17 protein-coding genes and 1 pseudogene are annotated in these 21,949 nt (G+C 64.5%); 6 read left to right on the forward strand and 12 right to left on the reverse strand.

Annotated features, from left to right (window positions below; all coding sequences use genetic code 11):
- Nucleotides 1-64: 64 nt before the first annotated feature.
- From ACWELQ_RS02180 to ACWELQ_RS02230, 11 genes and pseudogenes are all read right to left on the reverse strand, one after another.
- Nucleotides 65-460 (reverse strand): rhodanese-like domain-containing protein, encoded by a 396-nt coding sequence (locus ACWELQ_RS02180; RefSeq protein WP_452395190.1) that lies wholly within the window; start codon nt 458-460, stop codon nt 65-67.
- The gene (locus ACWELQ_RS02185) at nt 457-1,044 is read right to left on the reverse strand and encodes a cysteine dioxygenase (RefSeq protein WP_452395206.1); all 588 of its coding nucleotides are present in this window, start codon (nt 1,042-1,044) and stop codon (nt 457-459) included. Before ACWELQ_RS02185 ends, ACWELQ_RS02180 begins: the two co-directional genes overlap by 4 nt.
- A 355-nt stretch (nt 1,045-1,399) precedes the next feature.
- Entirely contained in the window at nt 1,400-1,762 is a 363-nt protein-coding gene (locus tag ACWELQ_RS02190) for a WhiB family transcriptional regulator (protein ID WP_452395191.1), read from the reverse strand.
- A 112-nt stretch (nt 1,763-1,874) separates the two neighbouring features.
- Nucleotides 1,875-2,186, reverse strand: a complete 312-nt coding sequence (locus ACWELQ_RS02195) for a hypothetical protein (RefSeq protein WP_452395192.1) — start codon at nt 2,184-2,186, stop codon at nt 1,875-1,877.
- An 880-nt stretch (nt 2,187-3,066) separates the two neighbouring features.
- Nucleotides 3,067-3,414, reverse strand: coding sequence for a hypothetical protein (locus tag ACWELQ_RS02200; protein ID WP_452395193.1), 348 nt, complete (start codon nt 3,412-3,414; stop codon nt 3,067-3,069).
- A 1,655-nt stretch (nt 3,415-5,069) separates the two neighbouring features.
- Entirely contained in the window at nt 5,070-5,819 is a 750-nt protein-coding gene (locus ACWELQ_RS02205; protein ID WP_452395194.1) for an IS630 family transposase, read from the reverse strand.
- Nucleotides 5,820-5,953: 134 nt separating this feature from the next.
- Nucleotides 5,954-6,043, reverse strand: a pseudogene (locus ACWELQ_RS02210) (helix-turn-helix domain-containing protein); the annotation flags it as partial.
- Between the two features lie 391 nt (nt 6,044-6,434).
- Entirely contained in the window at nt 6,435-7,286 is an 852-nt protein-coding gene (locus tag ACWELQ_RS02215; protein WP_452395195.1) for an oxidoreductase, read from the reverse strand.
- A 109-nt stretch (nt 7,287-7,395) separates the two neighbouring features.
- Nucleotides 7,396-8,283, reverse strand: coding sequence for a helix-turn-helix transcriptional regulator (locus tag ACWELQ_RS02220; protein ID WP_452395196.1), 888 nt, complete (start codon nt 8,281-8,283; stop codon nt 7,396-7,398).
- 104 nt (nt 8,284-8,387) lie between these two features.
- Nucleotides 8,388-8,882: a DUF6924 domain-containing protein gene (locus tag ACWELQ_RS02225; protein WP_452395197.1), complete on the reverse strand. Its 495-nt coding sequence runs from the start codon at nt 8,880-8,882 to the stop codon at nt 8,388-8,390.
- 258 nt (nt 8,883-9,140) lie between these two features.
- Nucleotides 9,141-9,728 (reverse strand): histidine phosphatase family protein, encoded by a 588-nt coding sequence (locus tag ACWELQ_RS02230; RefSeq protein WP_452395198.1) that lies wholly within the window; start codon nt 9,726-9,728, stop codon nt 9,141-9,143.
- Between the two features lie 108 nt (nt 9,729-9,836).
- On the opposite strand from ACWELQ_RS02230, the gene ACWELQ_RS02235 reads away from it, so the two are divergent.
- From ACWELQ_RS02235 to ACWELQ_RS02245, 3 genes are all read left to right on the forward strand, one after another.
- Complete coding sequence (locus tag ACWELQ_RS02235) at nt 9,837-10,109, forward strand: hypothetical protein (protein ID WP_452395199.1); 273 nt, start codon at nt 9,837-9,839, stop codon at nt 10,107-10,109.
- Nucleotides 10,110-10,214: 105 nt separating this feature from the next.
- Nucleotides 10,215-10,490: a PEP-utilizing enzyme gene (locus ACWELQ_RS02240; RefSeq protein ID WP_452395200.1), complete on the forward strand. Its 276-nt coding sequence runs from the start codon at nt 10,215-10,217 to the stop codon at nt 10,488-10,490.
- 41 nt (nt 10,491-10,531) lie between these two features.
- Entirely contained in the window at nt 10,532-11,164 is a 633-nt protein-coding gene (locus ACWELQ_RS02245) for a hypothetical protein (RefSeq protein WP_452395201.1), read from the forward strand.
- Between the two features lie 78 nt (nt 11,165-11,242).
- On the opposite strand, the gene ACWELQ_RS02250 is transcribed toward ACWELQ_RS02245, so the two are convergent.
- Entirely contained in the window at nt 11,243-11,704 is a 462-nt protein-coding gene (locus ACWELQ_RS02250; RefSeq protein ID WP_452395202.1) for a hypothetical protein, read from the reverse strand.
- A 311-nt stretch (nt 11,705-12,015) separates the two neighbouring features.
- Here ACWELQ_RS02250 and ACWELQ_RS02255 point away from each other — a divergent pair, with 311 nt between their 5' ends.
- The 3 genes from ACWELQ_RS02255 to ACWELQ_RS02265 form a co-directional block, all read left to right on the forward strand.
- A complete protein-coding gene (locus ACWELQ_RS02255; RefSeq protein WP_452395203.1) occupies nt 12,016-13,311 on the forward strand; it encodes an acyltransferase domain-containing protein in 1,296 nt (431 codons plus the stop codon).
- Between the two features lie 26 nt (nt 13,312-13,337).
- Nucleotides 13,338-18,881 carry an SDR family oxidoreductase gene (locus tag ACWELQ_RS02260; protein ID WP_452395204.1) on the forward strand — a complete coding sequence of 1,848 codons (5,544 nt, stop codon included), beginning with the start codon at nt 13,338-13,340 and terminating at the stop codon, nt 18,879-18,881.
- A gap of 143 nt (nt 18,882-19,024) precedes the next feature.
- On the forward strand, nt 19,025-21,949 hold a 2,925-nt coding region (locus ACWELQ_RS02265), incomplete at its 3' end, for an amino acid adenylation domain-containing protein (RefSeq protein ID WP_452395205.1).

Below are 21,949 nucleotides of genomic sequence, written 5' to 3' on the forward strand. Positions count from 1 at the left end.
AGGCCGGACGCCTCACCGGCGCGGGCAGGACGGATGTATCGGTCGATGCGTGTTCGCGGCGCCGCTATGGGATAGCCGGAGAACCGCCTTCGATGACAGGTAGCCCGGCAGCCTTCCAGGCGCGGAACCCGCCGATCAGGTCGGTCGCGCGGGGCAGGCCGAGGCGGTGCGCGTCGGCCGCGGCCAGGCTCGAAGCGTAACCCTCGTTGCAGAAGAGCACGACTGTGCTGTCCGAGGTGAGGCCCGGCAGGCGATGCTCACCGGTGGGGTCGAGTCGCCATTCCAGGACGATCCGCTCCACCACCAACGCACCCGAGATCTCGCCCTCGGCAAGACGATTCGCATACGGGCGCAGGTCAACCAGAATGGCCCCTTCAGACAGCAGTGCCGCCGCCCGGTGCGAATCGACTCGATCGAGCCGGGTGCGCACCTGCTCAAGGAGGTCGTCGATGCGGCTCATAGTCCGGTGTAATCCTCGAGCGAGCGGTATTCCCGCACCGGCTGCAGCGGTGGGGAATACGCATGCACGGAAGCGGCCGGGCGAATACCGGAGTTGTGGAGCCGATGCGCCCGGTCCGGGCCGAAAGCCACCGAATCGCCGGTCTGCCACCGGGCTTCGCGCACCGGCCCGCTGGGATGACGAAATTCCTCGGTGAGCTCGCCTACGGCCACGGTGAACGAGCCGGATGCGCCACCGTGATCGTGGGGTTCGGTGCCCTGCCCGGGCGCCCAGGACAACAGCCACAGCTCCACCCCGACGGTGAGCGCTAGGCGGGTCCACCAGCGTTGGTCTGTTTCGAATCGCACGATATCCAGCAGCGGTGTCGCCAGTTCTCTAGCGACCGCTTCGGTCAGCGAGTGAAGCTCGTCCGGCGTCCAGAGATTGCGGTCGGCTGGAACGATGTCGTGCAGCAGCGGTAAGTCGACCGCTGGATGAATATCCTTGGCGTGCTTGAGATTCACCGGCACGGAAGTAGTCAAGTGTGCTCCTGTGGCGCAATCGAGGCAAGGGCAATAGGGATAAGCGTTGTGCGCATTGTCCATCACCGGGTGACCCCTGCCACGAGTCACGATCAGTCTGAACCGAATGGCGAGCGGCGAGAGTCTCCCCTCAACATGCTCGGCGGTCGGCTTCCAGCTCAGACCTCGTAGTAGCCGCCGAGCCACCCAACCCGCGCTGGTGTTTCGTGAGCTGCGGACAAACCTGACAATCGAATACGGGCGTGTGGCCACAGCCACCTCAGCGTTCGCCTGGCCCGACCGGCGGGGGCGAGCAGCGTGGCATTCACTGTCTCGGGCGGCCAGGTACAGGCCAACGGCCAAACCCCAGAACATCTGCAAGTTGACGAGGTCGGCGATCGCAGGATGAATGATCAAAATCCCTTGCGGCCCAGCCGAATCACCGGTGTCGCCGCCCCAACCTGCCGGGTACGGCGTCGTCGGCGACCAAGCCAGCGGACGCGTTCGATATTTCCGCAGCCACCACCGCACTACCTGCGCGGTGCATCTGCCGTTCCTGCTCCGACATCCCACCCCAGATGCCAAAGGGTTGTTCGGTTCTCAGCGCGTAAGAGCGGCACATATCGAGGACGCGACATTTCCGGCAGATTTGCTTGGCCCGGCGAATTCGATTAGCTCGAGCGCGACCGCGCTCACCGTCGGGGTGGAAGAAGACCCCCGAATCCATGCCGTGACAGGATCCGGCATCCTGCCACGGCATGTCATCGACGGTCCGACGTACACTCCTGACAATGCTCGACATCGACACTCCTTTTAGAACCTCGTGCCCGTTCAGGTTAGGAGCTCCCCAATCCTGGGGGCGCCCGATTCGGCGGGGTCGCGTGACCTGCACCGCGCGACCCGGGCAGTACCGTTCATCCGTGTCGTTCCAGCCCGTTCAGGAACAGAGTCCGATTATGCATCGCTGAATCCATCTGAAGCGCAAAGGATCCCGGCTGGGCGATGTCGAGAAGTCGATACAGCTGGAGAGCTTCGTCGGCGGCACGTAATGCGTTGGGGGTTCCCTGTATCAGAGAGATAGCCACCCAGTTGATGCAACGCCCCGGCCCGAAACGAGTCGTAGCGCGGCGCAGGATGTCGACGATTTCCTCCCCGAAGAGCAGCGCTTGCCCGGGTTCACCAGTCTTGTCGAGGGACCACGCTAAGCGGCCGATCACGACGAACACCGCTGTAACCGCGACTCCCCGGCTGTAGGTCAACCGGTGTGCGAGGTGCCAGGCTGCCACAGCGAAAGCTGTTGTGCAGCAATGGAATCACGCATTACCGCCGATCTCGCATCATTGCGTCGGAAACCGCGACGACGATGAGATCGGCGCTCGTCGCCGAAGTTGTTCGGCGCTGTAAGACAATCCCTTCGCTTACGGATCGCTGGTGCATCCGGCTCAATGGGCGGCAGAAACCACGCCGAACTCACCGAGCCGGTTAATGTCATAACCCGCAGCGGCTAGCGAAGGAAGCTCAGCAATGAACTTCCCACACCGATCGCCGACCCGACAAATGGCAACAGAGAAGCCAGACTGAGCGGGCCGGCTGATCCTGTATCCAGCATTTCAAACCTCTTCCGACAGATGTGGCGCGTCGGGATCGAAGGGGAAGCCCCGAGCCCAACGCCGTCGTTCCCACCGATGTGGATCCACACAGCTGTGCTGTGATTCACGGCCAGGAGACTTCCAGTCTGGACCATTCCCAAGGGCGGCAACATTGTTCGAAAGTCAGTGGCGCACAATCGCAGCATAATCACCGAGTTTCAACGCCTAGGCCTACCGAATGAAGTGGAGCCATTGGAACGCCTCGGTGAGTGCCAGGCCCGGGTCCGAACTGGCACCTGCGATGATCCCGGTGGTCCACGATGAAGTGAAGGCCGCCGAATTCTGGCGCGCCCACGGATTCGCCCGGCGACCATCTCGGCTGCCGGGGCGGGATCCATCAGTCGTCTGATTGGTTGAGACACGGGGCGGATAGCCCAGCGTCGCAGCCGAGTTCAGATGATTCAAGGATTGGCAGACGCCACCAAGCCTTGAGCCACCGGCTCATGACGCTCTAGCTTCAGGGCCGATGCCTCGGATTGAGGGGGCTGCTGGGGTTCATCGGGTTGTTTGGGTTCTTGAGACTGTTGGGATTGAGTGGGTTGTCCGGGTTGAGTAGACTGTTCGGATTGGCCGGGTTCGACGGATTATTGGCCCAACGGACTCGAGCGCACCAGTCCTGAAAATCCTTATCGTCCTTGAACTCTGGCTGATCGCAGTTGGCGAAGTCGTAGGTCTGCGGATCGGCGTGCGCCTCTGCAGATGAAGGCTCGGCGGTAGCGGGAGCGACTGACACCGTGAGCGGGGCGGCGGCCAGGGCGCTCGTGATGGCAAAGCCAGCCAGCAGTCTGCGCCGATCGATACTCATGAAAAACACTCTGTTCCTTTCGCCTCAGTCACGAGGCTGCAACCGAATCCCGGATCCCCGAATCCGGGCTGTCTTCTCAGCCGACAAGGAAATCGGCGGAGCCGACCTTTCCATACACTCCCCCTCGGCGACTGGCCAACGCTGGGAACACCTTGCCGCACCGGTCGAGATCAGTACTGGTACGGAGAAGGCAATTCAGGTCACCACACTCCGAGCGAACCCCGCAGGCGGCCGTGGGTGTCGCGGAACTCGCCGACGGACGGCTACTCTCCCGATGGTGCCGACCTTCGGCGAGGGGCACGGTACAGATCGGCTGGTTCCAAGTCGGCCGCACTTCCCAGTGCTGGCAACGGGATCGATTTTCACGCTGACCCCTCGTGATAAGAACTAAACCAGCGGCGTCGCAACCGAATTGATCTTCCACTTGATCTTCCACTGATGGGAACGAATCTGTATGAAGAAGCTGGGAATGTTCGTGCTGATCGGCGCTGCCGCTACTGCTGTCGTTGGTTCGGGCGCAGCTTCCGCTGACGTCATCCTCACCCCTGCCGCATCGCCGGTCGACGCTGGAGGTACGACCACTTCCGGCTCCGCTGACCTCGCAGCTCCCTTGGCGAGGGCGCTGAGCACCGGCAGCATGGTGGTGCCTGCGAAGTAGGCCTGCCGAAGACAGACAGGGTTCCACTCGCGGGGAAATGGGACCCTTTCGCGGAGGCGCGATCGGCGCAACCGTTCACGCGGCGATCCTGCAACAGCAGTTTAGCCTGTTGACAAACCAATAAATTCGACAGTCCAGGTCGTTCGGCCGTGGCATAGAGATGATGTTGCCGCCGAAGGTGATTCAGTCGGCGATCGCGGCGCTGAGCCTCGCGTCGGTGTCCAGCAATTACTCCTCTGTGGAAGAGCCCTCCCGTTTCGGTTCTGGGAACCACTGAAGTGGCATGGTCGGGGGCGTGGCCGCGCGGCATGTCGTTCTGAACTCGCTATCCGCCGTCAGAACGATGAGCCCGTGCCACCGAAAGGCCACGGGGGAATGGGTCCGTTGTCGACAAGCACATTGTCGTAACTAATCCCTAGGATGGGATTGTCCTTGTCGCACCAGCGCTCGCGGTCGGTCGAACAACGCTCGCGGTGGCTACCGCAATCACCACCCACGACCGACGTCCTGCGAGCGGGAAGGTAGGCACGGATTACGCGCTGCCTTTCTCCTCGACCGCAGTCGAGGATCACTTCCACGCGATAGGTGTCATCCGTTTCATTACGACACCACCGTCCGGTGCATGAGACCCAGGGCGCCAGTACAACCGTGTTCGCCGCGGCAGCCTGCGGTGCGGCAATACCGACGGCAATCGCGAACAACGGACTGGCGACACCCAACAGGGCTGTTGATCGGCGTGGCATACCACTAGAAACTCGCCTTGATCGCCGCAGGCTGTAGCAGCAATGACAGCGACACCTCCAAGGCCGCAACCACTTCCACCTACAAGATCGATTGCCGCAGCATACTTCCCGCAGTTGGGAATCTGCCAGATCGAATAGGTGAACGACAGGACCATGGAGCCTCCGCGTCCGGGTTATCAATACTGCGTGCGGCCGCGAATGCAACCGGAGGACGTTGAGATCGATCAGCAGCTCGGAGACCGGCTAGTGCCACGTCAGGCAACGTTGGGTAGGTAATCGGGGTGCCGGATCTTGGATCCGACTGCGAAGTCGCGGACGGGTGTGGCGTGTTGGTTGCGCCAGCGGATGTAGGTGCCGATCGCATCGTCCTGTGCACCGTGGCTGCGGTGATCGGTTCCGTTGAGCGCGAAGTACCGCAGCGCGGCGAACTCGCATTCGATCCGGTTCAGCCACGACGAATAGGTCGGCAGGAAAACTAGCTCGATAGCGTTGTCGGCGCACCACGCGCGAACTTCGGCACGCTTGTGGACCGAGTAGTTGTCGCAGATCGGATACAGTTTCTGGCCTGGCCACCGGGTCCGCAGAGATTTCAGGAATGACAGGAACTCGGTCCAGCGTTTCCGGTCCCGGATCCGGTAGTACAACTGCCCGGTGGCCAGGTCCAGGGCGCCGAACAAATGCCGGACACCCTGGGTTCGGAGGTAGGTCGCCCGCAGCCGGCGAGGCTTCCTGGCAGCGAACCAGCCGCGGCCACTACGGGGTTGGAGGTTCAGTGGCCCGAACTCGTCCACGCAGATCACCCGCCCGTCGGTGGGCGGATGATCGTTAAGGTCGAGGACCCGCGCCATCTTGGCCTGAAACTCGGGTTCGTTGCTGGCTTTCCAAGTTTTCGTGGCCTGCCACGACACCCCGCCAGCTTTGAGGATCTGCCGGACGGGTTCGCGGCTGATCTCGGCAATACCGTTGATACGCAACACTTCCGCCAGTTTCGACAGGCTCCACACCGAGAACGGCCACCCCCAGGTCGCGGGGACAGCACCGGGCGATCTGACAGATCCGCTTCCCGCGTCGGTCGATCGGTCTTCGCCGGCCTGCCCCGCTCCATTTTGGGTCCGAAGCGTCGAACCCCCTTCTCGTTAAGATCGTGGATGACTTGCCGCACATACGATTCCGACACCTGCATCAACTTGGCGATGAACCCAACCGGCTGATGCTGCGCCGAGTCCATCACCACCACTGCACGCCGGCATCCGGACCGGTTGCTTGCTACGTCGCGCGATCTGAGCCAGTTTGCGGCCTTCTTCCGGGGTCACCGCTCTGACGAACACATCCGGTTTGCGAGCCCACCGGCATCACCTCCACCGGCAGCATCACGCCTCACCGGCCGATGTTCAACCCGCCACTCCAGGCACCGATTTCAGCATCAACCTTCCCGGACGCGGCACTAGCTGATCACCGGGCAGCCGTTGTCGACATGGATGTAGTCGGACTGGAGCCCGTTCTTCGCCGCGATCTGCCGAGCTGGATTATTCTGCCACGCAACGTGATTCGGCGATAACCACCCGCCGCTGGATAGCTTTGCAGGAGAAGACGTCCACACTTTTGGTTCAGTCGCGGCATCAGGCGACCGTTACTCCACCATCAGCGGAGTCGGTAGAGCGGCTGAGCATTTCCCAAGCATCGAAATCGTCTTGGACCCGTTTGCGTCCGGCGGCGACGAGGCGTAGCGCATCCGAGCCGAGCAGGACATGCACGGGCGGCTTCTCTGCATCGAGGAGAGCGAGGATAGCATCGCCTGCGCGATCGGGATCGCCGATCCCCTGCCCGGCGAGAGCCTTGCGCCGGGCCCGGATCGGGTCGAACAGCGCGTCATAGTCCGGAACGCTGCGTGGTGCGCGGACCAACGACCTCCCAGCCCAGTCGGTCTTGAATGCGCCAGGGGCTACTGCGGTGACCCGCACGCCGAACTGATTGACCTCTTGCGCAAGAGTGTCTGTTATTCCTTCCAACGCGTGCTTGCTGCCTTCATAGAACGCCAACCCAGGGAACGTCGTATGTCCACCCATCGAGGTGATGACGAAGATATGTCCCCCACGCCGCTCCCGCATTCCCGGCAGAACCGCTTTCACCGTCGCTACGGTGCCGAAGACGTTCACCTCGAACTGCCGACGCAGATCGGCCATCGAGGACTCTTCGAAGGTACCTTCAAGCCCATAACCCGCGTTCGCCACCAGGACTTCGATCGGACCCAGGTCCGTTTCGGCGGCTCGCACTGTCGGTTCGATCCGGTCTGCATTGGTCAAGTCCAGGAAGAACGCACGGGCACGCCCGGGACTCAGGGCCTCGAACGCAGCAGCCTGTTGTTCGGTACGCACCGTGCCCGCGACGCGGTGCCCCGCCGCCAGTGCTCGTCGGGCAATAGCCAGTCCGAGTCCAGTGCTAACGCCGGTGATCAAGAAGTTCTTACTCACGATAGATGTCCTTTCGTTGATGAAATGTCAGGCCGTCAGGCGGAACTGGGTAGGACAGCATCGACCGCGGGTACGGCGAACGTCGTACCCGCTGGCGGCGATTGCCTGATCAGGCCGGCGGTCGAGGCTCCACGGCGATGTCTTGGGCAGTCATGAGGACGGGCTCGCTACCCCAGCTGGCCAACAGACGCAAACGCTCGTGGGATGGCGAACCCGACTGTGCCGAGTAGACGACGAGCGATTGCCCGGGGTCGGCGACCGAGGCGAAGACCTCGTACTGCAATTCCAGGTCACCCACGACAGGGTGGTGCAAACGTTTGAGTCCCGTGCTGCGTTCCTGGACGCGGTGCTCTGACCACCACACCGAAAACTCGGGCGAACGCATCATCAGCTCTCCGATCAAACTGGCGATGCGCTGGTTGCGTGGCTGGGCAGCAGCGGCCATCCGCAACCCGTGCACGTAATCGCGGGCGACACGTTCCCAGTCGCACCACACCAAGCGGGCTCGCGGATCCAACAGCGTCCAACGCGCCATGCTGCGTTCCTGGCGAGGCAGAGCGGCTACGTCAGGAAATATCAACTCCCACAAGGTGTTTCCGCCGACGACCGTGAGGTTTCGATCACTGACGAACGCGGACGCCAGCTCCATGGACTCGAGCACCTGTCGCAGCGCCGGCCGCAGTCGCGCCGAGTGCTCTGCCCCATCCTTCTGACGGCCTGCCGAGCCTGCGAGGGCGAACAGATGCCGCCGTTCAATATCATCAAACCGCAGCGCCTCTGACAACGCACGTAATACCTGTTCGGAAGGTTGCCTGGCGCGACCTTGCTCCAGACGGGTGTAGTACTCGGTGCTCAGTCCCGCCAGCTGCGCGACTTCACCACGCCGCAGACCGACAACCCGGCGGCTAGTACCGAACTCGACCGGCAGACCGATCTCATTCGGCGTGAGTCTGGCACGGCCCGCCCGCAAGAACTCACCCAAGTCGTTGTTGCCCATAACGTTGAGTCTGCTATCGCCGCAGTCGAACACCAAGGCCCAAACTGGTCCTGCCAGTACTATGCAGCAGCGCTCACCTGCTACAAGAAGCTGAGGTTCTCTCGCTAATCGGCGATCTGATCCTCAGCGAAGTCCTCGATGCGGCCGTAGAGCGAGTGCTCCCGGAGGACGCCGTCGTCGTCGACTGCTTCGGCGAAGTCCTCCCAGTCCATGTTCGAGATCGAGAGATTGTTTTCGATCTCTTGGATCGTGTGCGGAAGGGCGCGGAACGACCGCCCGGCAGGTCGGCCCGGCCAGTCGAGGTCCGGGGCGGCCGGCGAGCCGAGATCCACGACCAGAACCGGGTGCTCGGAAGATTGGATTGTGGTTTCGTCGACGATCAGCAGCAACGAGTGCCCGCTGCCGTCCGGCATGTGCTGCAGTATCTCGCTGACCGGGACGCCGGCGAATGTCCGGTCGTCGACAAAGGTCACATCGGCCTCGAATTCGTCTGGTGTCACCCAGCCGATCCCGGCCTTCACCTGCTGCCAGGCGGCCTGGTCGGAGAAATCGGTACGGACTACCGGCACACCCGGCGTCGCCAGCAAAGATGCCATCATGCGCTACACCCTCGCACGGCCAGTCCATCCTGCGTCCCATCAATGGGAACACGCCATCGCCGCCAACGGGAACGACCCAATTCACGTAGCAGACAATCGGGTGTCTGTCGCCGCGACTGGTCGAGAAGTGTTGCACGACATCACGGCTGCGACGTGACTGATCGAAACAGAAGGATTGCACCCGAGGAGACGCCGTCGTCTGCGATCTCGTCGTTGCTGCGCCCGCCACCGCACAGGATCTCCCTGCCGCTGGACCCCTCACGGCCGCACGCCGGGGCCGAACCCGGTCCACCGCAGCTCGGGTGGAAGGTGGCCCATGTCGTTGTACGACAGCAGCGTCGGCGCAATCCCGTCGCGATACTCGATCACGGTCAGCGCCGCATTTCCACAGTTCAGCCCCAGCCACCGCGCCGGTGGCGCATCGAGGGTGTGCCGCACCAGCCAGGCCACCGGATAGGCATGGGTTATCAGGACCTCATGGGTCTCGGTTGCGGCGGGGCGAGCGAACCTGTTAATCAGTGCATCCGAAAGACGTTCGCCCGCAGCAGCTTCCGTGGGGTCGTATCCGTCGAAGAATCCGGCCCAGTCGGGAGGCATCTCGCGCGGCACGTGCGGCACATGGTCAACGAGTTCGGCCGCTTCCCTCACGGAGACGCCCGGCAGGCGCTCACCCACGATCCGAGCAGACCGCACCGCTCTGGCGAGCGGCGAATGCCAGACGGCATCGACCGGCACGCTCGACAGGCGCTCGCCGAGCAGTTCCGCCTGTCGCTGCCCGACGTCGGTCAGCTCGCCGAACGGGTCCGCCGCGCCATGTCGCACCACATACAAATGCCGAGTCGCCATGATCAGACCTCCTGGTTCGATTCGACGCCGACGCAGCTATCCGCGAGTCATCGCCACGTCGTCAACTAATAGTTGACTATCGTCCACTCGTCAACTTATGGTTGACGAATGGATCGACAGGCGGCGCTGGGTGAAGCAATCGTCGCGCTCGAGCGTGCACACCCCGAGAGCAGTCTGGAGCGGTTGGCGGCGGCGGTGACTCACGCTGCGCATTGGTTGCTCCTGACCGATCAACTGCTCGACTATTTCGTGGACCAAGCCCGGAACTCGGGCACGCCCTGGGCGGAGATCGGTGCCCACCTCGGCGTCTCGAAGCAGGCCGCGCAGAAACGATTCGCGACCCGCGTCGCCGAGCGCTATACGGCTACCACGCGACCGTGAAATGCCCAATCATCTCGGTGGACAGGAGAAAGCAAGATGTCAGAAGCGCCCGTCATCACCGGCGCCCCGGTGAGCTGCGGTATTGCCGCCGGTCCGGTCCGGCTGGTGCGCAGTGTCGCCGACTTCGACGCGGTTCGGACGGGCGATGTCATCGTTTGTCGCACAACAGATCCAACCTGGACAGCGCTGTTCGGCATCGCCGCCGCGGTAGTGACCGAAACCGGGGGAATTCTGTCCCATGCGGCAATCGTGGCCCGTGAGTTCGGGATTCCGGCCGTGGTGGCGGGCAAGGGAGCGATGCGAGTCCTGGCGAATCATCAGATCGTCTCGGTCGATGGAACCAATGGATACGTTCATGCCGTGCGCGCAACGCAACGTTGACATCGCTGAACCCAGGTTGCACGACACCAAAGAGGTCCGCGATGACGCACTTCTCACATAGTTCGTTGCTGGCGTTACACTCGATTCGCCTCGGTGGATTCGTCGATACGCAGGCGGTGGCCGACAGGTACCGAATGCCTATCGGCCGCGCAGAGTCGCACCTGCGCGAGTTCCGCGATCGTGGTTGGGTCAGACACTTCCGTTTCGGGGCGGACGCCGGGTGGTCGCTCACCGACAGTGGACGTGCGGAGAACGAGCGACAACTCGCCGACGAGCTTTTCGAGTGTGAGGCAAAGGCTTTCGTGGAAGATATCTACCGCATGTTCCTTCCCCTCAACGCGCGGTTGGTGCGGGCTTGCACAGACTGGCAGCTGACCATCTTGCCCGACGGCAGGATGCAGGACAACGACCACCGGAACGCCCTACGGGATAGGCCGATTCTGGCTGAATTGGAAAGCCTGGCAATGGAATTGGCGCAGCTGACGATTCCGCTCAGCGAACGGCTCGCCCGGTTCTCCGGTTATCACACTCGCTTCGCCGCGCCCCTCCCGCTGGCCGCCGACGATCCCACGATGATTACCGGCACCAAAAACGGCTCCGCCCACCGAATTTGGTTCGAACTGCATGAAGATCTCATCGCCACGCTCGGTATCGATAGGGCACACCCCTCCTAGGTTTACGCCGCGGAACGGCCCCGCGCATACATTCAACGCGAGGCTCCAGAGCGCGGTCTCCCAGGCGATCGGGCTGGTTCAGGCGATACCCACGCAGCCGCTGTTGGATACGGCAAGGATCGTCACCACGGCTGCGATGCCGACCAGGAAGAGCCTCAGCCAGGTGCGGCGTCGCACGGCGGCGACGACGAATGGGGCAACCCAGATAAGTCCGACGACGATGACCCCGGTGGCGTGATCGGCCGTTTTGGGGCTAGCCCATGTCACCCTCACATCGCAACCAGCAGAAAACGCATTGATCGTGACGAGGACCAGGCCCGCAAGGCCCCACACGACGGTAATCGCGACCGCGGCGATTGCCTTCAGAACCCGTTTCCAGCCGTGCCGCGAGCGAGATGGTTGAGTACTCGTCATATGCCGATCATCGCCGAGCACGGCGGCAATCACGTCATCGTCGCCAGTTGACCACGCGAAAACACCACCACTTCCCCACTGCGGATCAGCAAGATTCGCGACCGAGCCGCGGACAGCCCGGACCATCTCCTTCGTAGAGAGTCAGATATCCCGAGCTCACAGCCTTCGAGGGCTCGATGACGATGCAGACGGGGAATCGGAGCAAGATCCAGCGACGACCGGAACCGTTGCGAGTCGTGAATCTCTCCGGCACATTTCCCATGAATGGGAATAGCCCGGAGAGGCGCGAGCAATAGTCGTGCAATAGTGAAAACTGTGGTTCACCAGCAGTTTCGGGCACAGATTGGCCGATCGTCGATCGGGTTTGCTTACAATTCCCAACGTCGATGTGATGACCGAGTAGGAGCCTTTCCGCTGCCTTCTCGGACACAAAAGCCGTGCAGCGCAGCATTGTTCGAAATTTCAACACGAGAGCTCTCGCGTCCATGACCGCATCACACAGGGTTTTTCTCTTTGCCGGATCCAACTATGAGCCGTCTGCGATGGCCCTGCGCGCGATCGTCTCGGATCCGGCACTCGCGGCGATTGTCGAGGACTGTGACCGGGCAGCAGTCGAATTCGGTCGCCCCACCCTCACCCAACGTTGCCGTGAGGATGCGCGCGAGGACGAACCCGCACCCGAGGACGCCCACATTGCCCAATTCGTCGCCTCGATCCACCGATATCGGCGGGCCAGCGCGCACGGCGCCCGCCCCTATGCGCTTGTGGGCCACAGCCTCGGCGAACTCTGGGCCCTGACCTGTGCCGGTGCGATATCGGCGCTGGATACCGCCCGCCTGGTGTACCGACGTGGGGAGTTGTTGCGGGCCGGTGCCCGCAGCGGCGGAATGCTCGCCATTGGTGTCGACGAGGGCCGTGCGCACCATCTAGTCGGACTGATCGACGCGCAGCGACTGACACTGGCCTGCGTCAACGCCCCACGCCAGTGCGTTGTCAGCGGCGACACCGAGCAGCTCGCACTGGCGGGCAAGGTCGCCACACAGATGGGGTGGTCGGTGCACCGACTCGCGGCACCTTACCCCTACCACAGTTCCGCGCTCGCGAGTGTTCGAGGTGAATTCCGTTCAGACACAGTGAAATACGCCCTCGGCACGCCTGAGGTACCAGTGTATTCACCGATCCTCGCGCGGTATCACCAGGCCAGCGAGGATGCCGCCGCAGTCCTCGCCGACGCCCTGATTCGGCCGGTACGTTTCGCCGACGCCGTGCGCACCCTCCACGCCCAGGGCGCAGACCATTTCGTCGACTGCGGCGAAGGCGAGTTGACGCGCTGCGTGCAAGCCACATTGCCCAGTACTGTCATCGTCGAAACAGTCACTGCGGCAAACGGGTCCATCCGGAGCGGGACCGAGTCACCGGCACACCCCGGCAGGCCCACCCCCGTACCGCAGGCGATCGCGCCCGCCGCCGAAGAGACAGTCGAGTCTGTCGCGGTGCGGCTGCAGCGGTTGTATGCCGAGCGGCTCGGCTATCCGCTCGAGGAGATGACTCTCTCGGCGGATCTGGAAGCCGACCTCGGGATCGACTCGCTCAAACAGACCGAGTTGCTCGCCATTGTCGGCAAGCAGTTCGGCACCGACCGATTTGACCACCACCCGCGGTTGCTGGAGTTTCCGACACTGCGCCACATCGCCGAGGCGGTAGGCAACGACCGGTCCGGGCGCAGCGCGTGAGCCCAGCCAGGACGAGCACGGGGGATATGTCGGGTCGCCGTGTGCTGGTGACCGGCGGCGCACGCTCAGTGGGAGCGGCGATTACCCGTCACTTCGCCGAACGCGGGGCGACCGTACTGGTGAACTACTTCCATTCCCGCGAGCACGCCGACGCGCTCGCCGCGCGAGCCCGCACGCAGGGCTGGCGGCTGGAGCTGTTTCGTGCCTCCGTCGCCGACCGCGCTCAGCTCGATCGCATGTTCACCCGAATCAAGGACACCCACGGTGGACTCGACGTGTTGGTCAACAACGCCGCCGCCGGGGCCATCCTACCTCTGGACGAGCTCGACGAGCGCTACTGGCAGCGTGCCTTCACCACCAATGTCATGGGGACACTGTGGTGTTCACGCCGCGCAGCAGAACTGATGGCACCCGCTGGCGGATCGATTGTCAATCTGTCGTCAGTGGGCGCGCACCGCGTCATCACCAACTATGCCGCACTGGGCACCACCAAGGCCGCAGTTGAACACCTCACCCGCTACCTCGCCGTGGAGCTCGCCCCCGCGGGGATTCGCGTCAACGTGGCGTCGGCGGGGGTCATCGACAGCCCCGTCATGCAACTGCTCGGATTGAACGAATCCAGCGTCGTCGCCACCACACCCCGTGCCAGACTCACCTCCGCCGAAGAGCTCGCGCACTTGGTTGGATTCCTCGCCTCCGAACAGGCCGCCGCAGTTACCGGCCAGGTCCTGCTCGCCGACGGCGGCGCATCCTTGCCCGGCGGCCACTCCGTAATACCTGCAACCCCAGTGCAATCCGACCGACTCCTGCTCACCGACCCCGCCTCCCGGGCATCGTGCACCACCGTGACCGAGCCACACGCCGACGGGGCGAACACCGCCACCGACAGCGCCTCGGCCCCTTCACTGGCCCAGACCCGTCCACCGGTGTCGGGGACCGTCGTCTCAACCGCCCCCGCTCTTCCGGGGATGACGTCGGGGGAACCGATAGCGGTGGTGGGCGCTGGAGTCGCCGCACCCGGCGCGCACGACCTGGCGAGCATGTGGACCGCTTTGATAACCGGACAGTCGGCGTTCGGGGAGCCCACACGCTTCGACATCGACCACTTCTGGGCCACCGAGCCCGACGCCGCGGATCGGTCCTACACCCGCATCAGCGGATTCCTGGGTGAGTTCCCCGCCCACTCGAGGCTGGCCGAGGAATCCGCCAGCGGCGCATGGCATTCGCCCGAGCACGCTGCGACCATTCTGCGACACACCCTGCTACAGGCCACCGATACACTCACCGCGCGCTCCGACGACCGATGGATGGCCGCAATCGCCGCCACTGTCGACCTGTCCCCCGCGATCGAACCCGTAGCGGCGCAAGCGATGCTCGACACCCTCGCGGGCACCACGCCGGTCACACCATCACCGGATCGGACCGGCCTACTGACCGACCAGTGGGTCGCCCACGCGCTCAACGGGATCGTTCCCACCGGAACGGAATCGGTGGTCCTCGACACCGCCTGCTCCTCGGCCGCCTACGCCGTCGCGACCGCGATGATGGCATTGCGCGAAGGCAGCTGTGACATAGCGATCGCCGCCGCTGCGGGACTGGTGTCACCGCATCTCATGGTGACCTTCAGCAAACTGGGCGCGCTCGCCCGCGAGGATACAGTGCGGGCTCTCGACGCCGAGGGGACCGGCACACTGTTCTCCGACGGCGCCGCCGCCGTGGCCCTCAAGACACTCTCCCGCGCCCGCGCCGACGGTGACGACATCCTGGGCGTGATCCTGGGTGTCGGGCTGGCCTCCGACGGCCGCGGTCGCGCCATCCACTCCCCCAATCCCGCAGGGCAGACCCGTGCCCTCACCCGCGCCTGGGCCTCGGCGGGAGTCCACCCGCGAGACTTGGACTGGATCGTGGCCCACGGCACCGGTACTCCCCGCGGCGACACCACCGAACTCGACGCCCTCGCCGCCCTGCTGCGAGACCGGGCGGTGCCGTGTCCGGTGACCAGCAACAAAGCCGTTTTCGGGCACACCGGGCCTGCCGCGGCGCTGCTGTCGATCTTGCATGTGCTCCTCGCGCTGCGACATTCGTCGATTCCCGCGCAGCCGGGCATCACCCATCCACTCGATGCGGCCTCGACGCCCGGGTCCCGCCTGCGCGTACCCACCACTGCCACTGCCTGGCCTCGCCGCACCGATACACCACGGCGAGCAGGGGTCTCCGCGTTCGGATTCGGCGGAACCAATGCACACCTGGTCATCGCCGAGGACCACCCTTCCCTGCCCGCCTACACTCCACAGAGCCCACCCGAGGACGAGGTGGTCGTGGTCGGCTGGGCGGGTGCGTTTCCCGACATGAGTGCCGACGCGGTAACCGCGTGGCTCACCGGGAGCGGGCCTGCGCCGGCTCCTGATTTCGGGGACGTCTATCCCGCACCGACGTCGGCTCGACTACGCCTGCCTGCCTCGGCGATCGCCCGCATGGACCGTGCGCAACTGCTGGCCTTGCGCCTGGCCAGCGATCTGCTCGGACACCTCGACACGGCTGACTCCACCGTCGCGGTGGTCATCGGTTCCAGCGGGCTCTCACGGACCGGGTTGGCCAATCATGCCCGCATCTACCTCGACGCCCTCACCGCACCTGAGCCGCTGCGACAGCTCATCGACCAACACAGTCTGCCCATCTCCGAAGACTCCGCACCGGGCACACTGTTCAACCTCACCGCGGGCCGGGTAGCCAACCACTTCGATCTCCATGGCTCCAACCTGGCTGTCGACGCCGGTGCGGACACGGTCTTGTCGGTGATCCGCACCGCGGCACAGCTGCTGCGCCATGACCACTGCGACATCGCCTTGGCCGGCCTCCTCGACGCCGACAGCCACCAGGCCTGGGCCCAGATCGTCGGGGCACCAGCGCTGGGTGAAGGGGCGGTGGGCCTGGCGCTGACCCGAGCAGCCACTGCGCGACGGCTGGGACTGCCAGTACTGGGCACGCTCACGTCCGCACCGACGGCATCGCTCCCACGCCCGACCACCCCGGCCCGACCCGAACCCATCTACCGGACACTGGATTCCGCGTTACCGCTGTTGCGAGCAGTCCTCGAACGTCGAGCACACACCGTGTACCCGACAACCCACGCCGGTCGCAGCGTGCAATTCCACCCGGACACCGACATACCCGACCCGTCGAGCGACATCGTCACGGTCGAGTTCGTACCCGCGCAACCACGCGTGGCCACACGGACACCACTGGCGGCGATCCCACCGCACACCATCGTGCTCACCGACCTCGATCTCGACCTCGACGCCCACACCGACATCGCGGTCCTGCGCCCCGACACCATCGCCGCCGACCGAATCGGACACCTGTTGGAGGAACTACCGTTTCGCCCCTCCCATATTCGGGTGATCACCAATGTCGGCCCCGGCCCGCACATGGGCATCGACCGCTTACTGGCCCTCCACGATCTGCTGTTCGAGACCGCGCGACTGTGCGGGCAGGATCTGCTCTCGTGTGCCCAGCTTCTCGGGGACGCGGTCCTGGGCCGATCACCCTCGCCGACAACGGGTCTGTTCTCCGGATTCACCAAAGGCCTACGCCGTGAGCTGCGTGACTGCTGGTGCGCCACGATTCTCACCGACCTCCCCGCCGCGACCGCGATGGAGCTGCTCGCCACGGAATCGGGCTATCACCAAGCCGTCGGCGTAGTCGCCCATGTCGGCAACCGTCGGCTCGAACCAGCATTGGTCTCGGCCACCGTGACTGTCGCAGCCGAGTTTCCGTTGACGGCCGGCTCCGTGGTCGTGGCCACCGGAGGCGCCACGGGGATTACCGCTGCTGCCTTGGTGGGTCTGGCCGAACGCGTCGGCGCACACTTCTACCTTCTCGGGCGCAGCGAACCCGCCACCGACGCCGGACCACCGCCCTCACAAGAGCAATACCTGCGCGCGGCCAGGATCGCCGAACCTCACGCCGCACTGACCACCCTGCTGGCCGAGTACCGATTGCTGCGCCGCGGCAGCGAGATCCGAGGCACCCTCGACCGGCTCACCGCCCTGGTCGGCACCGACAAGGTGACCTACCTGCAATGCGACGTCACCGATGCGGCAGCGGTCGAGCACACTGTGGCCGAGGTCCTGGCGCGTCACGGCCGCATCGACCTGCTGGTCCATGCGGCCGGACACGTCGACAACGCCACACTGCCCCGCAAACGGCTGCCCGGCTTCCAGAAAGTGCGCGATGTCAAGGTGATCGGCTACCTCAACCTCAAACAGGCCCTGGCCGAGAACCCACCGACTCGCTGGTGCAACTTCAGCTCCTATTCCGCGCTGGCAGGAACCCCCGGCATGACGGACTACCTGTCAGCCAACGACTTCCTCTGCAGCTCAGCACAATCACCGGCACGCGCTTCGAACGAGTTCAGTATCGCGTGGATGGCCTGGTCCGGAGTCGGGATGGTCGACGACCTGATCGAGCAACGCCTTCGCCGAGGCGGACCGTTCGTGCGCCCCCTCGACCCCACAACCGGCAGCAGCGAATTTCTGCGCGCACTCTCGTGGACCACGCCACCAGCATTGACCTGTTTCCTGCGCCCCAGCGACCGTGCACTGCTCACCGCCGACGGCCTCACCCAAGCTCCGCCACCACACACCGCGCGACCGCACCGGACCGCGACAGTATCGACCGCAACCGAATCCACCGGGGCGAAGACCACCGTTAGGCGAACGTATCACTGCGACACTCACGGCTGGCTCAGCGGCCACCGCTACCGCACCCGCCCAATCCTTCCCGGCAGCGCCATCCTCGATCTTGCCGTCGAGGCCGCCCGCCAACTGGTCCCCCACGCGCCGCTATTGGCACTGAGCAACGCCCGCTTTCACACCTACCTCCGCGCTTTCGATACCCCTGCCCGCGCTGAGGCGACCATCATCGCCACGACCGCCACCGTCACGACCGTGCGCGTGCGAATCCTGTCCGACCTCGTCGGCCCCTCCGGCGCCCTCCTACGACCCGACACCCTGCACGCCACCACCGACCTACTTTTCGGGCCACCAGCACCCGCGGAGCGACGCCATCCCCGCGCCGCCGGGGCCGCGGCCGTGGCCCCGGTCCGCCTCGACACAGCCACCGATCTACTGCACATCTCCGGGGTCTTCGACACCATCAACAATGTCCGACGCAGCACGCAAACCCTCACCGCCGACTACCATTTCGCGCCCGGTCCATGGGTATCGTCGTTCGCCACGTTCCACACCCCGATCATGTTGCTCGACACCCTGGCGCGCCTGAGCCTCTACCTCGCCGACCCCAGCGGTCACATCCCGATCGGACTACTCGCAGGCTTCGACACCCTGACCACGGTGCCCCTCGACGACGTCGCACTCACCGCGGAACACCCCCTCATCCAATTGCGCTGGAACAATGGCGAATACACCGCGACCACCCCCTCCGGTGCCGAGCTGGCTCGCATCACCGGAGTGCTGATCACCACGGTCGGTGACATGAACCCCAGCACCGGTGCTGTCATCACCAGGCCCGGACCTGCCCGCATCGCACGACCACACCACCACGGCTGAACCTGATCATCGCCAACCCCCGAGGTGGCCCCAACCACCTACCCTCACACCGCAGCACTTCCATTGTGTGGCAACACCGTAACCAACCTCGTGGCGATCGTAGTATCAACGAACACTCGACGTCACCGACGGCAGGACCACACATGCGTGAGCACCCCCGGCAGCCCTCTTCTCGCTCGCCTCGTCGACGCGACAACGGCACCGGTGGCCCCACCCTGGTGACACTGCTGGCCGCCGCCGTCGAACGCGACCCCGACCATGTCGCACTGATCACCGACGACTCCCACGTCACCTATCGCGCACTCGATACACGCAGCAACGCCCTGGCTCGCCGACTGTGCGCGCTCGGCATCGGGCCCGAAGATCTTGTGGCCCTGGCGATACCACGATCGATCGACTCCATCATCGCGCTGTGGGCGATCGCGAAAACCGGAGCGGCCTTCGTTCCCCTGGATCCGTCGACCCCACACTCTCGCCTGCACTACCAACTGAGCGACAGCCGCTGCACCTACGGGCTCACTCACCAGAGCCTGGTGGCCGATCTGCCTGATCAAATCCCTTGGCTGGCAATCGATGACTCACAGATCCTGGCCGAACTCTCCGAAACCGCGGCTACGCCGGTCTCCTATCTCGACCGGCGAGGCGCTATCCGGCCGGCTAACGTGGCCTATCTCATCTACACGTCGGGCTCGACCGGGCAACCCAAGCCTGTGGCAGTGACCCACCAGGGATTGGCGGCCCTGTGCGCCGAACTCCGCGCAACCCTCTCGATTCCACCCACCGCGCGCATCCTGCATTTCGCCGCACCGACATTCGATGCGTCGATCTTGGAGTTGCTGCTCGCGGTGGGATCGGGAGCGACGATGGTGATCGCTTCGCCGGCCATTCTCGGCGGCAGCGACCTCGCCACCTTTCTGCACCGCCATGCCATCACCCACGCCTTTCTCACTCCCTCGGTCCTGGCGACCCTGGAACCTACCGGGCTGCCAGGGCTGGACACCGTTGTGGTCGGCGGAGAGGCGTGTCCACCCGCTCTGGTGGAGAAGTGGGCCGATGGACCGAGAAAGCTCCACAACGCATATGGCCCTACCGAATCCACCATCGCCGCTACCCTCAGCACACCACTGGAACCGCATGCCACGGTATCGATCGGCCAGCCCATCAAGGGCATCGGTTGTCGGATACTCGATCCGCAGATGCGCCCGATCGCAGTCGGTGCGATAGGTGAGTTGTATCTGACTGGTGCGGCTGTTGCCCGCGGATATCCCGGCCACTGCGAACAGACCGCGACACGCTTCGTCGCCGACCCTTTCGGCGGACCGGGGCAGCGTATGTATCGCACCGGGGACCTGGTTCGCTGCACCCAGAGCGGCGAATTGGAGTACCTCGGCCGCAGTGACCATCAGGTGAAAATCCGCGGCCGACGTATCGAATTGGGCGAAGTCGACGCCACCCTCGCCGACCTGCCCGGCATCACCGCCGCGGTCACCGTCGACCGTCTCACCGCCACCGGTGATATCGAACTCGCGGCGTTCGTCCGGCCCCGGCCCGCGACGACGCCGGACACCGCGACCTTGCGTGACGAACTCGCCGCCCGGCTGCCGCTGTACATGGTGCCCGCGTCGATCACCGTGGTCGAGGCATTCCCCCTCACGCCCGCCGGGAAGATCGACAAAGCTGCGCTGCGCGCATTGCCCGTCGCCCGCAGACGATCTCGTCGTGCCGTTGGTGTCGGTGAGGACCTCGTCGCCGAGGCATTCGCGCATGTCTTGGGTCACCGGGGTTTCAGCGCCGACAGCGACTTCTTCACCGTGGGCGGCAATTCGCTGCTGGCGACCCAGGCCGCCGCGCGATTGAGCGATGTGTGGAATGCGCAGATCCCCGTACAGCTGATTTTCGACCATCCCAGCGTAGCGGCTCTGACGCACGCGATCCGCTCGGAGCGGTTCGACCTCGCGCGTCCTGCTTTGCTGGCCGGTCCGCGTCCCGAGCGAATTCCGTTGTCGGCCAATCAGCTGCGGTTCTGGTTGCGAAACCAGTTCGACACCGCCGCCGCGGTGGACAATCTCGGTTTCGCGCTACGGCTGCCCGGCATCGACCTCACCGCGCTGCAACACGCCTTGACCGACGTGTGCGCCCGCCATGAGGCACTGCGCACCCGCTATCCCGCCGACGACGACGGACCGCACCAACTGATCGTGGATCCCGCCGCGGCCGTCGATTGCTTCGCCGTACTCGACATCCCCGCCGATTCGGTCGATGACCACGTTCATCGCGTCCTGCGGCAGGGATTCGACGTGACTACCCAAGTGCCACTGCGAGTTCGGCTGCTGCGCACCCCGCAGGAGAACATCCTGGTCTGCGCCATGCATCACATCTGCGCGGACGGATCCTCCATGGCGCCGCTGGCGCGCGACCTGGCACTGGCCTACTCCGCCCGCCACAGCGGCACTGCTCCGACGTGGCCACCGCTGCGGGTTCAGTACGCCGATTTCGCGCTGTGGCAGCAGCAGCTTCTCGGATCCCGTGCCGACACCAGTTCGCTGCTGTCGCAGCAACTTCGCTACTGGACCGAGGAACTGGCCGGACTACCGGACCAACTCGATCTGCCTACCGATCGGCGGCGGCCGGCGATCGCGTCGCTGCGTGGCGCGACCGTCGATGAGATGCTGCCGCCTGCCGTGCACGCGGCATTGCTGTCCTTGGCCCGCGATCAGCGGGTGAGTCTGTTCATGCTCATGCGCACCGCGTTGGCGGTGTTGCTGGCGCGACTGTCCAATTCCAGCGATATCGCGATCGGTGTCCCGATGACCCAACGTGCCGAGCCCGCTCTCGACGGGGTGGTCGGCATGTTCGTCAATACCACGGTGTCGCGCACCCGCGTGGAGCTCGCTGAGCCGTTCACGGCACTGCTGGCCACGTCCCGTACCCGCGATTTGGCCAACTTCGCGCATTCCGACGTGCCCTTCGAGCACGTTGTCGATGCGATCGACCCGGTGCGGTCTCCGGGGCGACATCCGCTGTACCAGGTCGGTTTCGCCTTCCAGAACTTCACCCAGGCCGAACTC

Source organism: Nocardia sp. NPDC004722 (assembly GCF_053601505.1).